At 64.7% G+C, this 15,669-nt stretch carries 14 protein-coding genes; 7 read left to right on the top strand and 7 right to left on the bottom strand.

What is annotated here, in order from left to right:
- Positions 1 to 94 precede the first annotated feature (94 nt).
- Together OU426_RS13560 and gap are read right to left on the bottom strand one after the other, a co-directional pair.
- The gene (locus OU426_RS13560) at positions 95 to 238 is read right to left on the bottom strand and encodes a glyceraldehyde-3-phosphate dehydrogenase (RefSeq protein WP_267634568.1); all 144 of its coding nucleotides are present in this window, start codon (positions 236 to 238) and stop codon (positions 95 to 97) included.
- 33 nt (positions 239 to 271) lie between these two features.
- Complete coding sequence (gene gap / locus OU426_RS13555; protein WP_267634567.1) at positions 272 to 1,276, bottom strand: type I glyceraldehyde-3-phosphate dehydrogenase; 1,005 nt, start codon at positions 1,274 to 1,276, stop codon at positions 272 to 274.
- Positions 1,277 to 1,528: 252 nt separating this feature from the next.
- Here gap and OU426_RS13550 point away from each other — a divergent pair, with 252 nt between their 5' ends.
- Complete coding sequence (locus tag OU426_RS13550; protein WP_267634566.1) at positions 1,529 to 2,488, top strand: DUF808 domain-containing protein; 960 nt, start codon at positions 1,529 to 1,531, stop codon at positions 2,486 to 2,488.
- Between the two features lie 206 nt (positions 2,489 to 2,694).
- Here OU426_RS13550 and tkt read toward each other — a convergent pair whose 3' ends face one another.
- Positions 2,695 to 4,713, bottom strand: coding sequence for a transketolase (tkt, locus tag OU426_RS13545; protein ID WP_267634565.1), 2,019 nt, complete (start codon positions 4,711 to 4,713; stop codon positions 2,695 to 2,697).
- A gap of 189 nt (positions 4,714 to 4,902) precedes the next feature.
- Between tkt and OU426_RS13540 the strand changes: the two genes are divergently transcribed.
- Positions 4,903 to 5,388, top strand: a complete 486-nt coding sequence (locus tag OU426_RS13540; RefSeq protein WP_267634564.1) for a hypothetical protein — start codon at positions 4,903 to 4,905, stop codon at positions 5,386 to 5,388.
- Positions 5,388 to 5,771 (top strand): cell division protein ZapA, encoded by a 384-nt coding sequence (locus OU426_RS13535; RefSeq protein ID WP_267634563.1) that lies wholly within the window; start codon positions 5,388 to 5,390, stop codon positions 5,769 to 5,771. The genes OU426_RS13540 and OU426_RS13535 overlap by 1 nt, the downstream gene beginning before the upstream one ends.
- Before the next feature lie 121 nt (positions 5,772 to 5,892).
- On the opposite strand, the gene grxD is transcribed toward OU426_RS13535, so the two are convergent.
- The 3 genes from grxD to purL all read right to left on the bottom strand — a co-directional run bounded on the left by grxD (position 5,893) and on the right by purL (position 8,745).
- Positions 5,893 to 6,261, bottom strand: coding sequence for a Grx4 family monothiol glutaredoxin (gene grxD, locus OU426_RS13530; RefSeq protein ID WP_267634562.1), 369 nt, complete (start codon positions 6,259 to 6,261; stop codon positions 5,893 to 5,895).
- Between the two features lie 3 nt (positions 6,262 to 6,264).
- A complete protein-coding gene (locus OU426_RS13525) occupies positions 6,265 to 6,507 on the bottom strand; it encodes a BolA/IbaG family iron-sulfur metabolism protein (RefSeq protein ID WP_267634561.1) in 243 nt (80 codons plus the stop codon).
- A gap of 78 nt (positions 6,508 to 6,585) precedes the next feature.
- Positions 6,586 to 8,745: a phosphoribosylformylglycinamidine synthase subunit PurL gene (gene purL, locus OU426_RS13520; protein ID WP_267634560.1), complete on the bottom strand. Its 2,160-nt coding sequence runs from the start codon at positions 8,743 to 8,745 to the stop codon at positions 6,586 to 6,588.
- 164 nt (positions 8,746 to 8,909) lie between these two features.
- Here purL and OU426_RS13515 point away from each other — a divergent pair, with 164 nt between their 5' ends.
- The 3 genes from OU426_RS13515 to OU426_RS13505 all read left to right on the top strand — a co-directional run bounded on the left by OU426_RS13515 (position 8,910) and on the right by OU426_RS13505 (position 10,936).
- Entirely contained in the window at positions 8,910 to 9,302 is a 393-nt protein-coding gene (locus OU426_RS13515; protein ID WP_267634559.1) for an MAPEG family protein, read from the top strand.
- Positions 9,303 to 9,353: 51 nt separating this feature from the next.
- Positions 9,354 to 9,704, top strand: a complete 351-nt coding sequence (locus tag OU426_RS13510; protein WP_267634558.1) for a YciI family protein — start codon at positions 9,354 to 9,356, stop codon at positions 9,702 to 9,704.
- A gap of 68 nt (positions 9,705 to 9,772) precedes the next feature.
- The gene (locus OU426_RS13505; protein ID WP_267634557.1) at positions 9,773 to 10,936 is read left to right on the top strand and encodes an RNA polymerase sigma factor; all 1,164 of its coding nucleotides are present in this window, start codon (positions 9,773 to 9,775) and stop codon (positions 10,934 to 10,936) included.
- 194 nt (positions 10,937 to 11,130) lie between these two features.
- Here OU426_RS13505 and OU426_RS13500 read toward each other — a convergent pair whose 3' ends face one another.
- A complete protein-coding gene (locus OU426_RS13500; protein ID WP_267634556.1) occupies positions 11,131 to 12,036 on the bottom strand; it encodes a LysR family transcriptional regulator in 906 nt (301 codons plus the stop codon).
- Positions 12,037 to 12,235: 199 nt separating this feature from the next.
- Between OU426_RS13500 and OU426_RS13495 the strand changes: the two genes are divergently transcribed.
- Positions 12,236 to 15,649 (top strand): indolepyruvate ferredoxin oxidoreductase family protein, encoded by a 3,414-nt coding sequence (locus OU426_RS13495; protein WP_267634555.1) that lies wholly within the window; start codon positions 12,236 to 12,238, stop codon positions 15,647 to 15,649.
- Positions 15,650 to 15,669 lie beyond the last annotated feature (20 nt).

Genomic DNA, 15,669 nt, shown 5'->3' with positions numbered 1-15,669 from the left:
CTCCTGTCGCCCGGACGCATGCGTGCGCCGTTACCGCTAACATCAAATTATCTGCGAAACGTCAATCGCTGACTGCAGGGTCAGCCTGCCACAATCAGCGCCAGAAGGCGATCCAGTCGATGAAGACGAGAAACTTGCGCGCCACAAACAGGCTCGCCGCCCCCTGCGTAAGGAGGCGGTCGGTCACAAAGGCGAGGATGACGAGGAAGGCGAGCGCAAGCGCGAGGCGATTCGTCATGCTGTCTGACAGGGCGCGGAACGCCCGGGCTCCTTACTGGAGGAGCCGCCCCATGGCGCCGGCCACATCGGCCATCCGGCAGGAGAAGCCCCATTCATTGTCGTACCAGGCCAGCACCCGCACAGTGCGGCCGCCCACGACCTTGGTCTGGTCGGGCGCGAAGATAGAGCTATAGGGCGTATGGTTGAAGTCAACGGAAACCTTCGGCTCCGGATCATAGGCCATGACCATGCCCATGTAGCCTGCGGCCGCTTCCCTTACGATTTCGTTGACGTCGGCGACCGTCACATCCTTGGCCGCGACGAAGGTCAGATCGACGGCAGAGACGTTCGGCGTCGGCACGCGGATCGCGGTGCCGTCGAGCTTGCCCGCAAGTTCCGGCAGCACTTCGCCAAGCGCCTTGGCCGCCCCAGTCGAGGTCGGGATCATTGCCATGGCCGCCGCGCGGGCGCGGTAGAGGTCCTTGTGCCGGCGGTCGAGCGTCGGCTGGTCGCCGGTGTAGGAATGGATCGTGGTCATGATGCCCGATTCAATGCCGATTGCATCGTTCAGCACCTTGGCCAAGGGCGCGAGGCAGTTCGTCGTGCAAGAGCCGTTCGAGACCACCAGATGTTCAGCCCGCAGTTCGCGGTGGTTCACGCCATAAACCACTGTCTTGTCGGCGCGTTTGGCCGGGGCAGAGACCAGAACCCGCTTCGCACCCCGTGTCAGGTGGACCGCGGCCTTGTCGCGGTCGTTGAACTTGCCCGTGCATTCGAGAACGACATCGACGCCGTCCCAGTCAAGCTCATCGGGATTGTAGGTCGACATGACCTCGATCGGGCCGCGGCCCAAGTCCATCGAATTGCCGGCGACCTTCACCGGACCGCCGAAGCGGCCGTGGACCGAATCGTATTTCAAAAGGTGTGCGTTGGTCTCGATCGGGCCGGTGGCATTGATCTTGACGACCTGGACATCGTTGCGCGCCGCTTCGGCGATATGAGCGAGCGTGCAGCGACCGATGCGGCCGAAACCGTTGATGCCGATGGTGACGGTCATGTCTGTCTCCGGATTGCGGGCGCGCGCCTGCGGCAGCCCGCGCGCGGAATTGGAAAATTGCACTGTTTCTACACAAATCACTGGATCAGAGAAACCCGAAAGTGACTATTTTTCAGCATGTTAGCGAAAACATGAACTGTTAGCGGCACCATCGGCGACAATTTCGGGAAAGTCGGGCCGACTGTTGTCGCTCTGCGGGCTTGCGGTCGGCCCGTAACCCGCTACCTATCTGGAAAGCACGAAAGGATGGGTATGAGCGGACTTCTGGCACTTCTCGACGATGTAGCGGCGATTGCCAAGGTGGCGGCGTCCTCGCTTGACGATGTGGCGGCGGCGGCTGGCAAGGCTGGCGCCAAGGCTGCGGGCGTGGTCATTGACGACGCGGCGGTGACGCCGAAATATGTGCACGGTTTCGAAGCCAGACGCGAGTTGCCGATCATCGGGCGCATCGCGCTCGGTTCACTGAAGAACAAGCTTCTGATCCTCTTGCCCGCCGCGCTCCTCCTCAACGCATTCCTGCCATGGGCTGTCACGCCGCTTCTGGCGCTCGGCGGCGCCTATCTGTGCTTTGAGGGGGCGGAGAAGATCTTTCACGCACTCTTCCCGCATGGCGATGAGGCGGTCGAGGAAGATTTCGACGTGAAGGATCCCGCGCATCTCGAGGAAGAAAAGGTGCGCGGGGCGATCAAGACCGACTTCATCCTGTCGGCCGAGATCATGACGATTGCGCTCGCCGCGATCCCGGCGACGTCTATCTGGATGCAGGCCGCGACACTTGCGGTGGTCGGTGCCGGAATTACCGCAGCCGTCTACGGTGCGGTGGCGCTGATCGTTAAGATGGACGATGTAGGGCTCTTCATGGCGCGGCGCGGGCGTCTGGCACCGACTCGGGCCTTCGGGCGCGGGCTGGTCGTGGCTATGCCCAAAGTGATGACACTCCTGTCGACGGTCGGCACGGCGGCGATGCTCTGGGTCGGCGGCGCGATAGTTATCCATGGGCTGGAGGCCGCGGGCTGGACCTGGATTGGCCATCACTTCCACGACTGGGCGGCAGCGGTCGGCCACGCTGTTCCCAGGATCGAGGGGCTTGCCGAATGGGTGACCAAGGCCACGCTCGACGGGCTCTTCGGTCTGGGTCTGGGCCTGTTGCTCATCCCGGTAGCCACCCGTGCGATCGGACCGCTGATGTCGCGCCTGACCCGCCAGGCGTGATCCGAATGAGCGCCCGTGCTGGGCGCATGCGATCTCTCGGGCCCCGGCCTGGGGCCGGGGCCCTCGGGTTTCTGCGGCAGGGTCAGGTCTGACGTTGCCGACCCAGACCCGCTTTGCGCTATGAACGTTCTGTCCCGAAATACTCCGGGAGGGTCCGGGAGGGCAGGGCCCTCCCGGCGGATCGGCCGGGCGCAGCTCGGACGAAATCAGAGAAGCGCGCGGACCTTGGCAGCAATGGCCTCGGGCGTGATGCCGAACTTCTCGTAAAGAACCTCTGCCGGGGCGGAGGCGCCGAAGCCTTCCATGCCGACGAAGGCCGCCTTCTTCTCGCTGCCCCGCTCGCCCAGAAGCCAGCGGTCCCAGGGCTGGCGCACCGCCGCCTCGACCGCGACGCGGACCGGACCGGCGGGCAGGACTTTCTTGCGGTAGCCTTCCGGCTGGGCCGCGAAGAGTTCCATCGAGGGCATCGAGACGACGCGGGTGCCGATCCCTTCGGCTTCGAGGAGAGCGCGGGCTTTCATCGCGATCTCGACCTCCGAGCCCGTGGCCATCAGGATCGCGCGACGTTTGCCGGTGGCTTCAGCGAGCACGTAGGCGCCCTGCGCAGTCAGGTTCTTGGCCGTGAAGCTCGTCCGTAGCGTCGGCAGGTTCTGGCGCGAAAGGGCGAGGACCGAGGGGGTCTTGTCCGTCGTCAGCGCCAGTTCCCAGGCCTCGGCGGTCTCGACCAGATCGGCGGGCCGGAAGGTCCAAGTGTTGGGCGTCGCGCGGCAGATCGCCAGATGTTCGACCGGCTGGTGGGTCGGACCATCCTCGCCGAGGCCGATGGAATCGTGGGTCATCACATAGACGGCCGGCACGCCCATCAGCGCCGAGAGCCGCATCGCGCCGCGGGCATAATCGGTGAAGCACAGAAAGGTGCCACCATAGGCGCGGACCCCACCATGCAGCGCCATGCCGTTCATCGCCGCCGCCATGCCATGTTCGCGGATGCCGTAATGGACATGGCGGCCCTTGCGGTTCTCGGGTGAGAAGATGCCGAGATCGGCGGTCTTCGTCAGGTTCGAGCCGGTCAGGTCGGCCGAGCCCCCGATGGTTTCGGGCATCACCGGATTGACGGCGGCCAGCACCATTTCGGATGCCTTGCGGGTTGCGACCTTCGGCGCCTTTTCGGCGGCCTCTTTCTTTACCGCGCGGATGGCCGCGGCGAGTTTCTTCGGGGCCGCGCCCGACATCTGGCGTTCGAACTCGGCGCGCTTTCCGGCGGGCAGGGTGGCCAGACGACCTTCCCAGTCCTTCCGCGCGGCGGCACCGCGCGCGCCGATCGCGCGCCAGGCTTTCACGATGTCGGCAGGGATGACGAACGCGTCATGGTCCCAGCCATAGATGGCTTTCGTCACCTTGATCTCATCGGGCCCGAGCGGCGAGCCGTGCGCGCCTGCGGTGTCCTGTTTCTTGGGGCTGCCGAAACCGATGTGGGTCTTGCAGTCGACCAGGACCGGGCGGTCGGATGTCTTCGCCGCGGTCAGCGCCCGGTCGATGTCGGCCGGATCATGACCGTCGCAGGCGATAACCTTCCAGCCCGCGGCGGCAAAGCGCGCGCGCTGGTCGGTAATGTCCGACATCGAGACCGGGCCGTCGATCGAGATATTGTTGTTGTCCCAAAGGACGATGAGCTTCGAGAGTTTCTGCATGCCCGCAAGGCCGATCGCCTCGTGGCTGACGCCTTCCATCAGGCAGCCGTCACCTGCGATCACCCAGGTGTAGTGATCGACGACCTTTGCGCCGAAACGGGCGCGCATGCTCTCTTCGGCCATAGCGAAGCCCACCGCATTGGAAATGCCCTGTCCCAGCGGGCCGGTCGTCGTCTCGACGCCGGAGACATGGCCATATTCCGGGTGGCCAGCGGTGATTGCGCCCCACTGGCGGAAGTTCTTCACCTGGTCGAGCGTCACGTCGGCATAGCCGGTCAGGTGCAGAAGCGCGTAGATCAGCATCGAGCCATGGCCGGCCGACAGGATGAACCGGTCGCGGTCAGCCCATTTCGGGGCCGAGGCATCGAACTTGAGGTGTTTTTCAAAAAGGACGGTCGCCACATCGGCCATGCCCATCGGCATGCCGGGGTGACCCGAATTGGCGGCCTGGACCGCATCCATGGCCAAAGCGCGGATAGCGCAGGCCTTGGCCCAGTGATCTGCATGCTGCGAGCGGAGCGTGGCGATGTCCAAGGCGGGCTTCCTTTGGCTGAGAGCGGATTTGCGCGCTTGATATGGGCGGGGAGGGGCAAGATCAAGCGCGGCACCTAAGTCACTGGCCAAAAAGGGGGGCGCCTCGGAAGATCATTGGCTAATATCGGCGGGACATGGGGCGCGCGGCGATTCGGTGCAGGGCAGCGGCCGGACTGACAGGGTAGGATAATGAGCGATATTGCCGAGTTCGAACGACGTATTCTCTATGCGCTGGAGCGGATCGGCGCGGGTATGGACCGGCTGGGCGAGGGCGGCGCCACGTCGGCGACCGTCGAGTCCATCGACGTAGATGTGCTGCGGGCGGAACTTGAGGCCGAGCGCACAACAAATGCCCAGCTGACTGAACGGGTCCGGGCAATCAAGGAACGACAGGAGACGCTGGTCTCGGGGCTGGAGCGCAAGGCGGCGCGGCTGGGCGAGCAGCTTGGCCAACTTGAGGCGGAACTCGGGCGGCAGCGGCAGCTGAACGGCGATCTGGCGGCACTGACGCGCAAACTGTCGGACGCGGCGCGCGAGGGCGGAGCGGACGCGGGCCTGATCAACGAGGCGCTCGCGGCCGAGGTTGAGGCGTTGAGGGCCGAGCGGGCGGGCGAGATGGCGGAAATGGCCGATATCCTGGCCGAACTGAAACCTCTGATCGGGGAGATGGCCTGATGCCGGATGTACGGATCGTGATCGGCGGGCGGGAGTTCGACGTGTCCTGCCAGCCGGGGGAGGAACATTTCCTGCGCGCGGCGGCGAAGCTTCTGGATAATGAGGCGCAGTCACTCGTCAGCCAGATCGGACGGCTGCCTGAGGCGCGGATGCTGCTGATGGCCGGGCTGATGCTTGCGGACAAGACAGCGGGGCTGGAGGACCAGTTGCGCGCCGCCGAGGACCGGGCAGCTTTGGCGGAACGGGTGGCGAGCGACGCGCGCACTCAGGTCGAGCGGGTCGAAGTGCCGGTCCTGCCGCAGCCGGTCCTCGACACGATGGCCGAGATCGCGGCGCGGGCGGAGGCCCTGGCGGACCAGATCGAGGAACGGCTCGCAGGCTGATCGGCCGGGCGTGACCCTTCGGGCGCCCCACTCACCAACCCGTCCAGAATGTAGCAATGCCCTCAGGGGCACGAAAAAGGCGCCCCTCGGGGCGCCTTCTTGACGGGCTGCGAGGCAGCGCTCAAGCGTTCGCTTCGCGGATCTTTTCGGCGGCGCCCTTGTCATAGCCCACACCCTTCTGGTCGAAGAGCTGGTCCAGTTCGCCCGACAAAGTCATCTCGGTGACTATATCGCAGCCGCCGACGAATTCACCCTTCACGTAAAGCTGCGGGATGGTCGGCCAGTCGGAGAAATCCTTGATCCCCTGGCGGATGTCTGCATCGGCGAGCACATTCACATCGACATAGTCGACGCCCAGGTAGTTGAGCACACCCGCCACGCGGCTGGAAAAGCCGCATTGGGGCATGGCCTTGGTGCCCTTCATATAGAGAACGACATCGTTCTTCTCGATCGTGTCGCGGATCTGGTCGGTGGCGGTTGCGGTGGTCATCATCTACTCCGGTGCTTTTGTCGTCAGCGCGAGCGCATGCAACTCGCCATGCGCGCCGTCCATCTTGCCTTTCAGCGCAGCATAGACCGCGCGCTGCTGCTGGACGCGGTTCTGGCCGCGGAAGCTCTCGTCGATCACTTCGGCCGCCCAGTGATTGCCGTCACCGGCAAGATCGGTGATCGTGATCTTCGCCTTGGGGAAGGAAGCGCGGATCAGCGCTTCGATATCATGGGCTTCCATCGGCATGGGCCGTCCTTCGCTCGGGGTCTTTCGTCTCAATGTAGGCCGCGCCCCGGACCCAAGCAAGGGCGCGCATGTCGCGGGTCAGGCCACCGCTTTTGCGAAAGCCGACCGGTAGAGCGCCGAGAGGGTAGCGATCGGCGCGGCTGACGTGCCGAGCCTTACCTCAGTTCCGCCAAAGCGGCCGACGAGGCTGGCCGCGACCCCTACGGCGCGGGCAGCAACGAGGAGGCGCTCCGCCGCGTCGGGGGCGCAAGCGACGAGATAGCGCGCCTGATCCTCGCCGAAGAGCTGGCCGATGTCGCTGCTGTCCAGCGTCACGCCCGTCCCGGCGCCTTCCGCCATCTCGAAGGCGGCAAGCGCGAGGCCACCGTCGGCGAGATCGGAGGCGGCCTTGATGAGCTTGCGGTTGGCCCGCACGAAATCGCCGTTCTTCCGCTCCAGCGCCAGATCGACATGAGGTGCATCGCCGTCCTCGCGCCCGAACGCCTCGGAGAGAAGGGCGGACTGGCCGAGATGGCCTTTCGTCGAACCGATCAGAAGGGCGATGTCGCCTTCGGCCGGCCGACCCGCGATCAGATCGTCGAGCGAGGCCAGCAGACCGACCGCGCCAATGGTCGGCGTGGGCAGGATGCCCTTGCCGTCGGTTTCGTTGTAAAGCGACACGTTGCCCGAGACGATGGGGAAGTCCAAGGCCCGGCAGGCCTCGCCGATGCCTTTGATGGCGCCGACGAACTGGCCCATGATCTCGGGCTTCTCGGGGTTGCCGAAATTGAGATTGTCGGTCGCAGCAAGCGGCGTCGCCCCAACGGCGGTCAGGTTGCGCCAGGCTTCGGCCACAGCCTGCTTGCCGCCCTCGTAGGGGTTGGCCTTCACATAGCGCGGTGTCACGTCCGAGGTGAAGGCGAGCGCCTTTGGCGTGCCGTGGACGCGCACGACACCCGCGCCAAGACCGGGCGCGCGAACCGTGTCGGCCATCACCTGCGTGTCATATTGTTCGTAGACCCAAGTCTTGGCCGCATAGTTGGGCGAGCCGATCAGCGCCTTCAGCGCGTCAATCGGGTCGATCGCCGGAACCGGCGCCAAGGCGACCGGGGCAGGGGTCTCGACCCAGGGCCGGTCATATTCCGGGGCGCTGGAGGAGAGTTTGGACAGCGGCAGGTCAGCTTTCACTTCGTTGCCGTGAATGATCAGGAAGCGGTCCTCGGGGATCGTTTCGCCGACGATGGCGAAATCGAGGTCCCATTTGACGAAGATCGCGCGGGCGACGGCTTCCTTTTCGGGCTTCAGGACCATGAGCATGCGCTCCTGGCTTTCCGACAGCATCATCTCGTAGGCGGTCATCTGCGCCTCGCGCTGCGGCACGTGATCGAGCGTCAGTTTGATGCCAAGGCCGCCCTTGTCGCCCATCTCGACCGCCGAGCAGGTCAGACCGGCCGCGCCCATGTCCTGAATGGAAATGACGGAGTCCGAAGCCATCAGCTCCAGACAGGCTTCCAGAAGGCGCTTTTCGGTGAAGGGGTCGCCGACCTGCACGGTCGGGCGCTTATCCTCGATTGTGTCGTCGAACTCGGCCGAGGCCATCGTGGCGCCGCCGACGCCGTCGCGACCGGTCTTGGCACCGAGGTAGACGACCGGCATGCCGACACCCGACGCGGCCGAGTAGAAGATCTTGTCAGCATCCGCGAGGCCCGCCGCGAAGGCATTGACCAGACAGTTGCCGTTGTAGCTGGCGTGGAATCGCACTTCGCCGCCCACGTTGGGCACGCCGAAAGCGTTGCCGTAGCCGCCGATCCCTTCGACCACGCCCTTCACCAGATGGGCGGTCTTGGGGTGCGAGGGCAGGCCGAACGACAGCGCATCCATCGCCGCGATGGGGCGCGCGCCCATGGTGAAGACATCGCGCAGGATGCCACCCACCCCGGTCGCCGCGCCCTGGTGCGGTTCGATGTAGGAGGGGTGGTTGTGGCTCTCCATCTTGAAGATCACCGCCTGACCGTCGCCGATATCGACGACGCCCGCATTCTCGCCCGGGCCGCAGATCACCTGGGGGCCGGTCGTGTGCAGTGTGCGCAGCCATTTCTTCGACGACTTGTAGGAACAGTGCTCGTTCCACATGGCCGAGAAGATGCCGAGTTCCGTGAAAGTCGGCTCACGCCCGATGATCTCCAAGATCCGCTCATATTCGTCGGGCTTCAGCCCGTGCGCGGCCACAAGCTCGGGGGTGATCACGGGGTCGGTCATCGGCGTTCCTCTCCTCGGGATGATGCGGCGCCTCTTAGGGCATGGGCGCGGGCAGGAAAAGGGGTGGCGGCGGGTTGCAGAGAACGGTCTGAAATTTTTTCGCGGACATTGTCGAAATCCGCGAGCGCCGCGCGTCCTTGTTGCGTCACAACATGGAGGAGCGAATGACCTTTCCGATCACTGCCGCTTATGCGGCGCCCTTGGCGCTTCTGATGGTGGCGCTGCAACTGCTGGCCATCATCGCACGGGGACGCACGGGCGTTCTTTTCGGCGACGCCGGGCGGATGGAGCTTGTCCTTCCGGTGCGGCGTCACGGTAATTTCATCGAGAATGTGCCGATGGTCCTGATCCTGATGGCGCTGGCAGAGGCCCAAGGCCTGTCCGCAGGCTGGCTGCATGCGTCCGGCTTGATGCTGTGCGCCGGGCGGCTGATCCAGCCCCTCGGCCTTAGCGAAAGCCGAAAGGCGTTGCCGTTGCGGGTGGCCGGGACAGTCGGCACCTGGATCGCGCTTGCCATCCCCGTCGTGGCGCTTCTTGCCGGCACGATCGCGGGCTGACCCTTGCCAGACGGTCAGATCCATCCAAAACTCAACCAGAGGAGAAGAACTATGCAGTATATGGCGCTCATCTATACCGACCCCCAGCGCAAACCGGTGCCGGGCACACCTGCCTTCGACGAGGCGATGAAGCGGTATTTCGCCTTCACCGCCATGCTGAAGGAAAAAGGCGCCTTCATCGCGGGCGACCCGCTGAAGGAAGTCGAGACGGCGACCTCGATCCGGGTGAAGGATGGCAGGGTCGAAACGATGGACGGACCGTTTGCCGAGACCAAGGAGCATCTGGGCGGCTATTATCTTTTCGACGCGCCCGACATCGATACCGCTATCCGCTATGGCGCGATGATCCCCGCCGCTGGCCATGGCACGATCGAGATCCGGCCGGTGATGTCGATCGGTTGATGGGGGACGTCGCCGGTTCTGCGCGCGCCTGCCTGGACCGGACGCTCCGGACCGAACGGGGTCGGATTATGGCGGCGCTGATCGCGCGGGTCGGCGATTTCGACTTGGCGGAGGAGGCGCTGCAGGAAGCCGCCACCTCCGCCCTCGCACATTGGGGCCGGTCGGGATTACCCGACCGACCCGACGCCTGGTTGATCCGCGTCGCCTTCCGCAAAGCCATCGACCGGCTGCGTGGTGCGGCGCGCGATGGCGCGAAGGCCGATGCACTGGCGCTGCTTGCGCAGAGCGAGGCCGTCCCGCCCGAGGCCATTGCCGACGAGCGGCTCAGGCTGATCTTCACCTGCTGCCACCCAGCACTTGACGAGAAAAGCCGGGTGGCCCTGACCTTACGCACGGTCTGCGGCCTGCCGACCCGCGCCATTGCTGCAACCTTCCTCGACAGCGAGCCGAGGATGGGCCAGCGCCTGAGCCGCGCCAAGGCGAAGATCGCGGGCGCGGGCATCCCTTTCCGTGTACCCGAACCCGAAGACTGGCCCGGCCGGCTCGGCTCGGTCCTGCATGTCGTCTATCTGATCTACACGGCGGGCTACGACAGCCCCGCAGCAGCTGACTGCGATCTGTGCGCCGAAGCGCTGTTTCTGGCCCGCATGCTTGATGCTCTCCGCCCCGAAGAGGCGGAAGTGGAGGGCGCGCTGGCGCTTCTGCTGCTGACCGAGGCGCGTCGCCACGCCCGTACCGACGACGAGGGCATGTCTCTGTCCCTCGACCGGCAGGATGCCGCACGCTGGGACTGGGCGATGATCGGCGAGGGGCTGGGCATTCTGACCGCCGCCGTGGCCCGGCCCGGTGACGGCCCCTACCGGATCAAGGCGGGGCTTGCTGCATGCAGGCTCAGGCCCTTCGGGCCCGACTGGCGCGCGATCCTTTCGCTTTACGACCGGCTTCTTGCGATAGAGCCGACGCCGGTCGTGCGCCTCAACCGTGTGGTGGCGTTGGCAGAAACAGGTGCGCTTTCGGAAGCATTGTTGGAGCTGTCGGCGCTTGCCGGGGCGCTGGATGACTACCAGCCCTTTCACGCCACGAAAGCCGACCTTCTGCGCCGCGCCGGACGGATCGAAGCTGCCCGCGCCGCCTATGTCCGGGCGATCACCCTGTCGGCGCGTCCTCAGGACGCCGCCTTTCTGCGCAAGCGCCTGTCAGAACTGCCCGACGACACAGCATGTGGCGGATAGCAGGCGAAAAAGCAAAAAAAAAGGCCGAGACAAGCTCGGCCCAAGTCCAACAGGGAGGTATGAACGGGGGGAGTTGCCTCGACCGCCGCCCATGAGCGTCATCTAGTGCCCGGGTATTCGGCGTTCAAGGAAAAACATGCTGCAGATGCAACATGTCCGTCATGCGTTGCGCGCATGCCTCACTTTCCGGCCCTTCAGGCGGCTTCCTCGCGCAGCTGGCGCTTGCGGTAGCTTGCGATCTCTTCCGAAACGAAGTCGCGGAAGGCCGCGACGCGCTTGGATTGCCTGAGTTCCTCGGGGTAGGCGAGGAAGACCGGAACCTCTTCGCTTTCCACATCCGGCAGGACGCGGACGAGATGCGGGAAGTCGGCGGTTAGATAGTCGGGCAGAACCCCGATGCCGAGATGGTTGAGCACCGCCTGAAGCACGCCGAAATAGTTATTCACGGTCAGCGTCGAGCGGATTTCATATTCCATCAGCCGCTGCACGAGGTCGGCCCCGGCCGACACTTGCGGCGTATTGGGGTTTTGCGCGATCAGCCGGTGGGCCGAAATCTCTGACATCCGCTGCGGCGTGCCGTTCATGGAAAGGTATTCCGGCGTTGCATAAAGCCGCATGCGGATGTTCATCAGCCGCCGCCGGATCAGGTCGGCCTGGCTCGGTTCCTTCATGCGGATGGCCACGTCCGCCTCGCGCATCGGCAGGTCGAGGACGCGCTCTTCCAGCATCAGCTCGATCTTCAGGTCGGGATATTTCGCGTAAAGCTTCGGCAGGCGCGGCGCGAGCCAGAGCGTTCCAAACCCCGTGGTCGTGGTGACGCGGAGGACGCCGAACACCTCTTCCTCGCTGTCGCGGATACGCGCGGCGGCGGCCTCGAGCCGGTTGTTCATCGACTTGGTCGCCTCGAACAGGAGTTCGCCCTGTTCGGTGAGAATCAGCCCGCGCGCATGGCGATGGAAGAGGGTCGTGTCGAGGCTTTCCTCAAGCGCCCTGATCTGGCGGCTGACAGCCGACTGGCTGAGGTGCAGCACATCGCCCGCATGGGTCAGTGACCCGGCGTCAGCGACGGCGTGAAATATCCTGAGCTTGTCCCAGTCCATCCGCTTCGATCCGTTCGTATTCCCACCCGCCCGCCGCATTTTCTGTCTGCGGCTGGCGGCAAGTGCGATTGCCCGCACTGATAGCCTGAAAGCAGATAGTCACCAAAGCCAAATATGGAAAGGGCCTGACAAATCTCTTTATTGGTCAGCAATTATGACCTATACTGAGTGGGCCAGCTGCACCGCCGGGGAGGGTAGGATGACGCGCCAGGACATTTCGCTTTCCGACAGGTTCGAGCTTTCGAAATCGCCGGTCCTGATGAACGGCACCCAGGCTCTGGTTCGGCTGATGCTGATGCAGAAGGCGCGCGACCGGGCGGCGGGGTTGAACACGGCGGGCTATGTCACCGGCTATCGCGGATCGCCGCTCGGCGGGGTCGACCTGCAGATGGGGCGGGAGGAGAAACGGCTGAAGGAGGCTGATGTGCTCTTCCAGCCCGGCCTCAACGAAGACTTAGCAGCGACGGCCGTCTGGGGCACCCAGCAGGCCGAGATGCGCGGCGAGGGGCGCTATGACGGGGTCTTCGCGCTCTGGTATGGCAAGGGCCCAGGGGTGGACCGCTCGGGCGATGTGATGCGGCACGCCAACATGGCCGGAACCTCGCCGCATGGCGGGGTCATCATGGCCATGGGCGATGACCACACGGGAGAAAGTTCGACCGTGCTGCACCAGTCCGACTGGGCGATGGTCGATGCCTATATCCCGGTCGTCTCGCCAGCCGGTGTGCAGGAGATTCTCGACTACGGGCTCTATGCCTGGGCTTTGTCCCGCTTCGCAGGGGTCTGGGTGGGGCTGAAGACCATGAAGGACACAGTCGAGGCGACCTCGGTCGTCGATGGCGACCCGTTCCGGCTGTCCTTCGTCACCCCTGATTTCCCGATGCCCGACGGCGGGCTGAATATCCGTGTGGGCGACACGCCGGTCATGCAGGAAGCCCGAATGATCGACTACAAGCGCTTTGCCGCCGAGGCCTTCGCGCGCGCCAACCGCATCGACAAGCGGGTCTGGGGGCAGGCGGGGGCCAAGATCGGTTTTGTCGCGGCAGGAAAGAACTGGCTCGACCTCATCCATGCGCTCGACCTCCTCGGTATTGACGCGGGCGAGGCAGAGCGGCTGGGCATCACCACCTACAAAGTCGGCCAGACCTTCCCGCTCGACATGACTTCGTTCCATGAATGGGCCGAAGGGCTCGACCTGATCGTGGTGGTCGAGGAAAAGCGCAAGCTTCTCGAAGTGCAGATCAAGGAAGCAATCTTCGACGACCGCCAGGGGCGTCGCGTCTATGGCTGGTACAAGGGCGGTGCGGGTGGCATGCATCGGGAGGAGCTGTTCCCGACCCGCTTCGCGCTCGACCCGATCATGATCGCCGAAAAGATCGGTGGTATCCTGATCGAGGAGGGGCGCGGCACCGAAGAGGTGAAGAAGGGCCTCGCTGCCATCTCGGCCGCGCAGCGTGCCGACAATGCCCCCGAGATCATCGCGCGCAAGCCCTGGTTCTGTTCGGGCTGCCCCCACAATTCCTCGACCCGCCTGCCCGAGGGCAGCCGTGCCTATGCAGGGATCGGCTGTCACTACATGGTCCAGTGGATGGAGCGTGATACGGTCGGCTTCACCCAGATGGGCGGCGAGGGTGCGAACTGGGTGGGTGAGGCGCCGTTTTCAAAACGCCGCCACGTGTTCCAGAACCTCGGCGACGGCACCTACAACCACTCCGGCTCGCTCGCGATCCGCGCGGCTTTGGCGGCGGGGACCACCATCACCTACAAGATCCTCTATAATGACGCGGTCGCCATGACCGGCGGCCAGAAGGCCGAGGGCGACCTGACCGCACCGCAGATCGCGCGCGAACTTCTGGCGATGGGCGTGAAACATGTGGCGCTTGTCTATGATCCGAAAGAGGCAGTTGAGCTTTCGGAGTTCCCGCCGGGGATCGAGGTGCGTCTGCGCGACGACCTGATGGCGGTTCAGGAGAAATATCGCGAGATCAATGGTGTATCTGCCATTCTTTATGTGCAGACCTGTGCGGCCGAAAAGCGCCGCCGACGCAAGAAGGGAACCTTTCCCGATCCTGACCGGCGAGCTTTTATCAATCCCGATATCTGCGAGGGTTGTGGCGATTGCTCGGTCCAGTCGAATTGCGTCTCGGTGGTGCCGGTCGAGACGGAACTCGGGACCAAGCGCGCGATCGACCAGTCGTCCTGCAACAAGGATTTCTCCTGCCTCAAGGGTTTCTGCCCCTCTTTCGTAACGGTCGCAGGCGGTACGATCCGCAAGGCGTGGGCGAAGGATTTCCGCCTGCCTGACCTGCCAGAACCCACGCTGCCCGCGATCCGCGGCACTCATAACACCGTGCTGACAGGGGTCGGTGGCACCGGCGTGGTGACGGTTGGCGCCGTTCTGGCAATGGCGGCGCATCTTGACGGCAAAGGGGCCGGGATGATGGAGATGGCCGGCCTTGCCCAGAAGGGCGGCGCGGTTCATATTCACCTGAGGATCGCAGATCAACCCTCTGATATTTCAGCGATCCGCGTTGCGACGGGTGAAGCCGACTGCGTGATCGGTGGTGACCTGGTGGTGACGGCCGGGGCCAAGACGCTCGGCCTCATGACCGAGGGGCGGACCGGCGCGGTAGTGAATGCGCATGAGATCGTCACCGGCGACTTCACGAAGAACCGCGATTTCAAACTGCCCGCCGACCGGCTGCGCCTGTCGCTGGAGGCGCGGCTGAGGGACGGCGTCAGTTTCTTCGACGCTTCGAAACTTGCGGAGAAGCTTCTCGGCGACTCGATCTATTCCAACATGATCGTTCTCGGTGCTGCCTGGCAACGCGGCCTGCTGCCCCTGACGCGGGCTGCAATCCTGAGGGCAGTGGAGCTGAACGGGGCCGCCGTGAAGGGCAACCAGAGTGCCTTTGAAATCGGTCGCTGGGCGGCGGTCGATCCGGCGGCGGTGGCCGAAGTCACGCAAGAAAAGTCGAACAAGCCTCTGACTCTGAACGAGAAGATTGAAGATCGCGCCCGGCGTCTGATCGGGTATCAGGACGCTGCCTACGCCGAAAGGTACCGCCGTCTGGTGGGTTCGGCGCCCGAAGCGCTGAAGCCGGCGGTTGCGGAGAACTTCTACAAGCTTCTCGCCTACAAGGACGAGTACGAGGTGGCGCGCCTACATCTTTCCAGCGCGGAACGGGCAATGGCGATCTTCGACGGCGATCTGAAGCTCTCCTTCCATCTCGCGCCGCCGCTTCTGGGTGGAAAAGGGCCGGAAGGACGGCCGAAGAAGCGCGAATTCGGCGCCTGGATGCTGCCGGTCTTCCGCCTGCTTGCCCGGATGAAGCGCCTGCGCGGCACGGCAATCGACCCGTTCGGACGCTCGGCCGAGCGGCGCACGGAACGCGCGCTGATTGACCAATACGAAGCCGACATGGCCTTTGCGGCTGCGCATCTTTCGCCCGCGACCGAAGCGGCGGCGTTGGCGCTCGCGCGCCTGCCGCAGGATATCCGCGGCTATGGGCCGGTGAAGGAGGGCTCGGTCCAGAAGGCGGCGGCGCGGCGCGAGGAATTGCTGACGGTCATACGCGCGGGCGGTGCTCCCGCCCGGCAGGCGGCCGAATAGGCCACTTTTCGCGGGCCGCT

It is taken from the genome of Frigidibacter sp. RF13, from assembly GCF_026626305.1.
Classification (GTDB): Bacteria; Pseudomonadota; Alphaproteobacteria; order Rhodobacterales; family Rhodobacteraceae; genus TMP-24.
This window is presented reverse-complemented; position numbering and strand designations above follow the sequence as displayed.

What these genes read in the sequence shown, in the direction of transcription:
- OU426_RS13560 (WP_267634568.1), bottom strand. Translation starts at nt 238, where the DNA reads ATGACGAATCGCCTCGCGCTTGCGCTCGCCTTCCTCGTCATCCTCGCC.
- gap (WP_267634567.1), bottom strand. Translation starts at nt 1,276, where the DNA reads ATGACCGTCACCATCGGCATCAACGGTTTCGGCCGCATCGGTCGCTGC.
- OU426_RS13550 (WP_267634566.1), top strand. Translation starts at nt 1,529, where the DNA reads ATGAGCGGACTTCTGGCACTTCTCGACGATGTAGCGGCGATTGCCAAG.
- OU426_RS13540 (WP_267634564.1), top strand. Translation starts at nt 4,903, where the DNA reads ATGAGCGATATTGCCGAGTTCGAACGACGTATTCTCTATGCGCTGGAG.
- OU426_RS13535 (WP_267634563.1), top strand. Translation starts at nt 5,388, where the DNA reads ATGCCGGATGTACGGATCGTGATCGGCGGGCGGGAGTTCGACGTGTCC.
- grxD (WP_267634562.1), bottom strand. Translation starts at nt 6,261, where the DNA reads ATGACCACCGCAACCGCCACCGACCAGATCCGCGACACGATCGAGAAG.
- OU426_RS13525 (WP_267634561.1), bottom strand. Translation starts at nt 6,507, where the DNA reads ATGCCGATGGAAGCCCATGATATCGAAGCGCTGATCCGCGCTTCCTTC.
- purL (WP_267634560.1), bottom strand. Translation starts at nt 8,745, where the DNA reads ATGACCGACCCCGTGATCACCCCCGAGCTTGTGGCCGCGCACGGGCTG.
- OU426_RS13515 (WP_267634559.1), top strand. Translation starts at nt 8,910, where the DNA reads ATGACCTTTCCGATCACTGCCGCTTATGCGGCGCCCTTGGCGCTTCTG.
- OU426_RS13510 (WP_267634558.1), top strand. Translation starts at nt 9,354, where the DNA reads ATGCAGTATATGGCGCTCATCTATACCGACCCCCAGCGCAAACCGGTG.
- OU426_RS13505 (WP_267634557.1), top strand. Translation starts at nt 9,773, where the DNA reads ATGGCGGCGCTGATCGCGCGGGTCGGCGATTTCGACTTGGCGGAGGAG.
- OU426_RS13500 (WP_267634556.1), bottom strand. Translation starts at nt 12,036, where the DNA reads ATGGACTGGGACAAGCTCAGGATATTTCACGCCGTCGCTGACGCCGGG.
- OU426_RS13495 (WP_267634555.1), top strand. Translation starts at nt 12,236, where the DNA reads ATGACGCGCCAGGACATTTCGCTTTCCGACAGGTTCGAGCTTTCGAAA.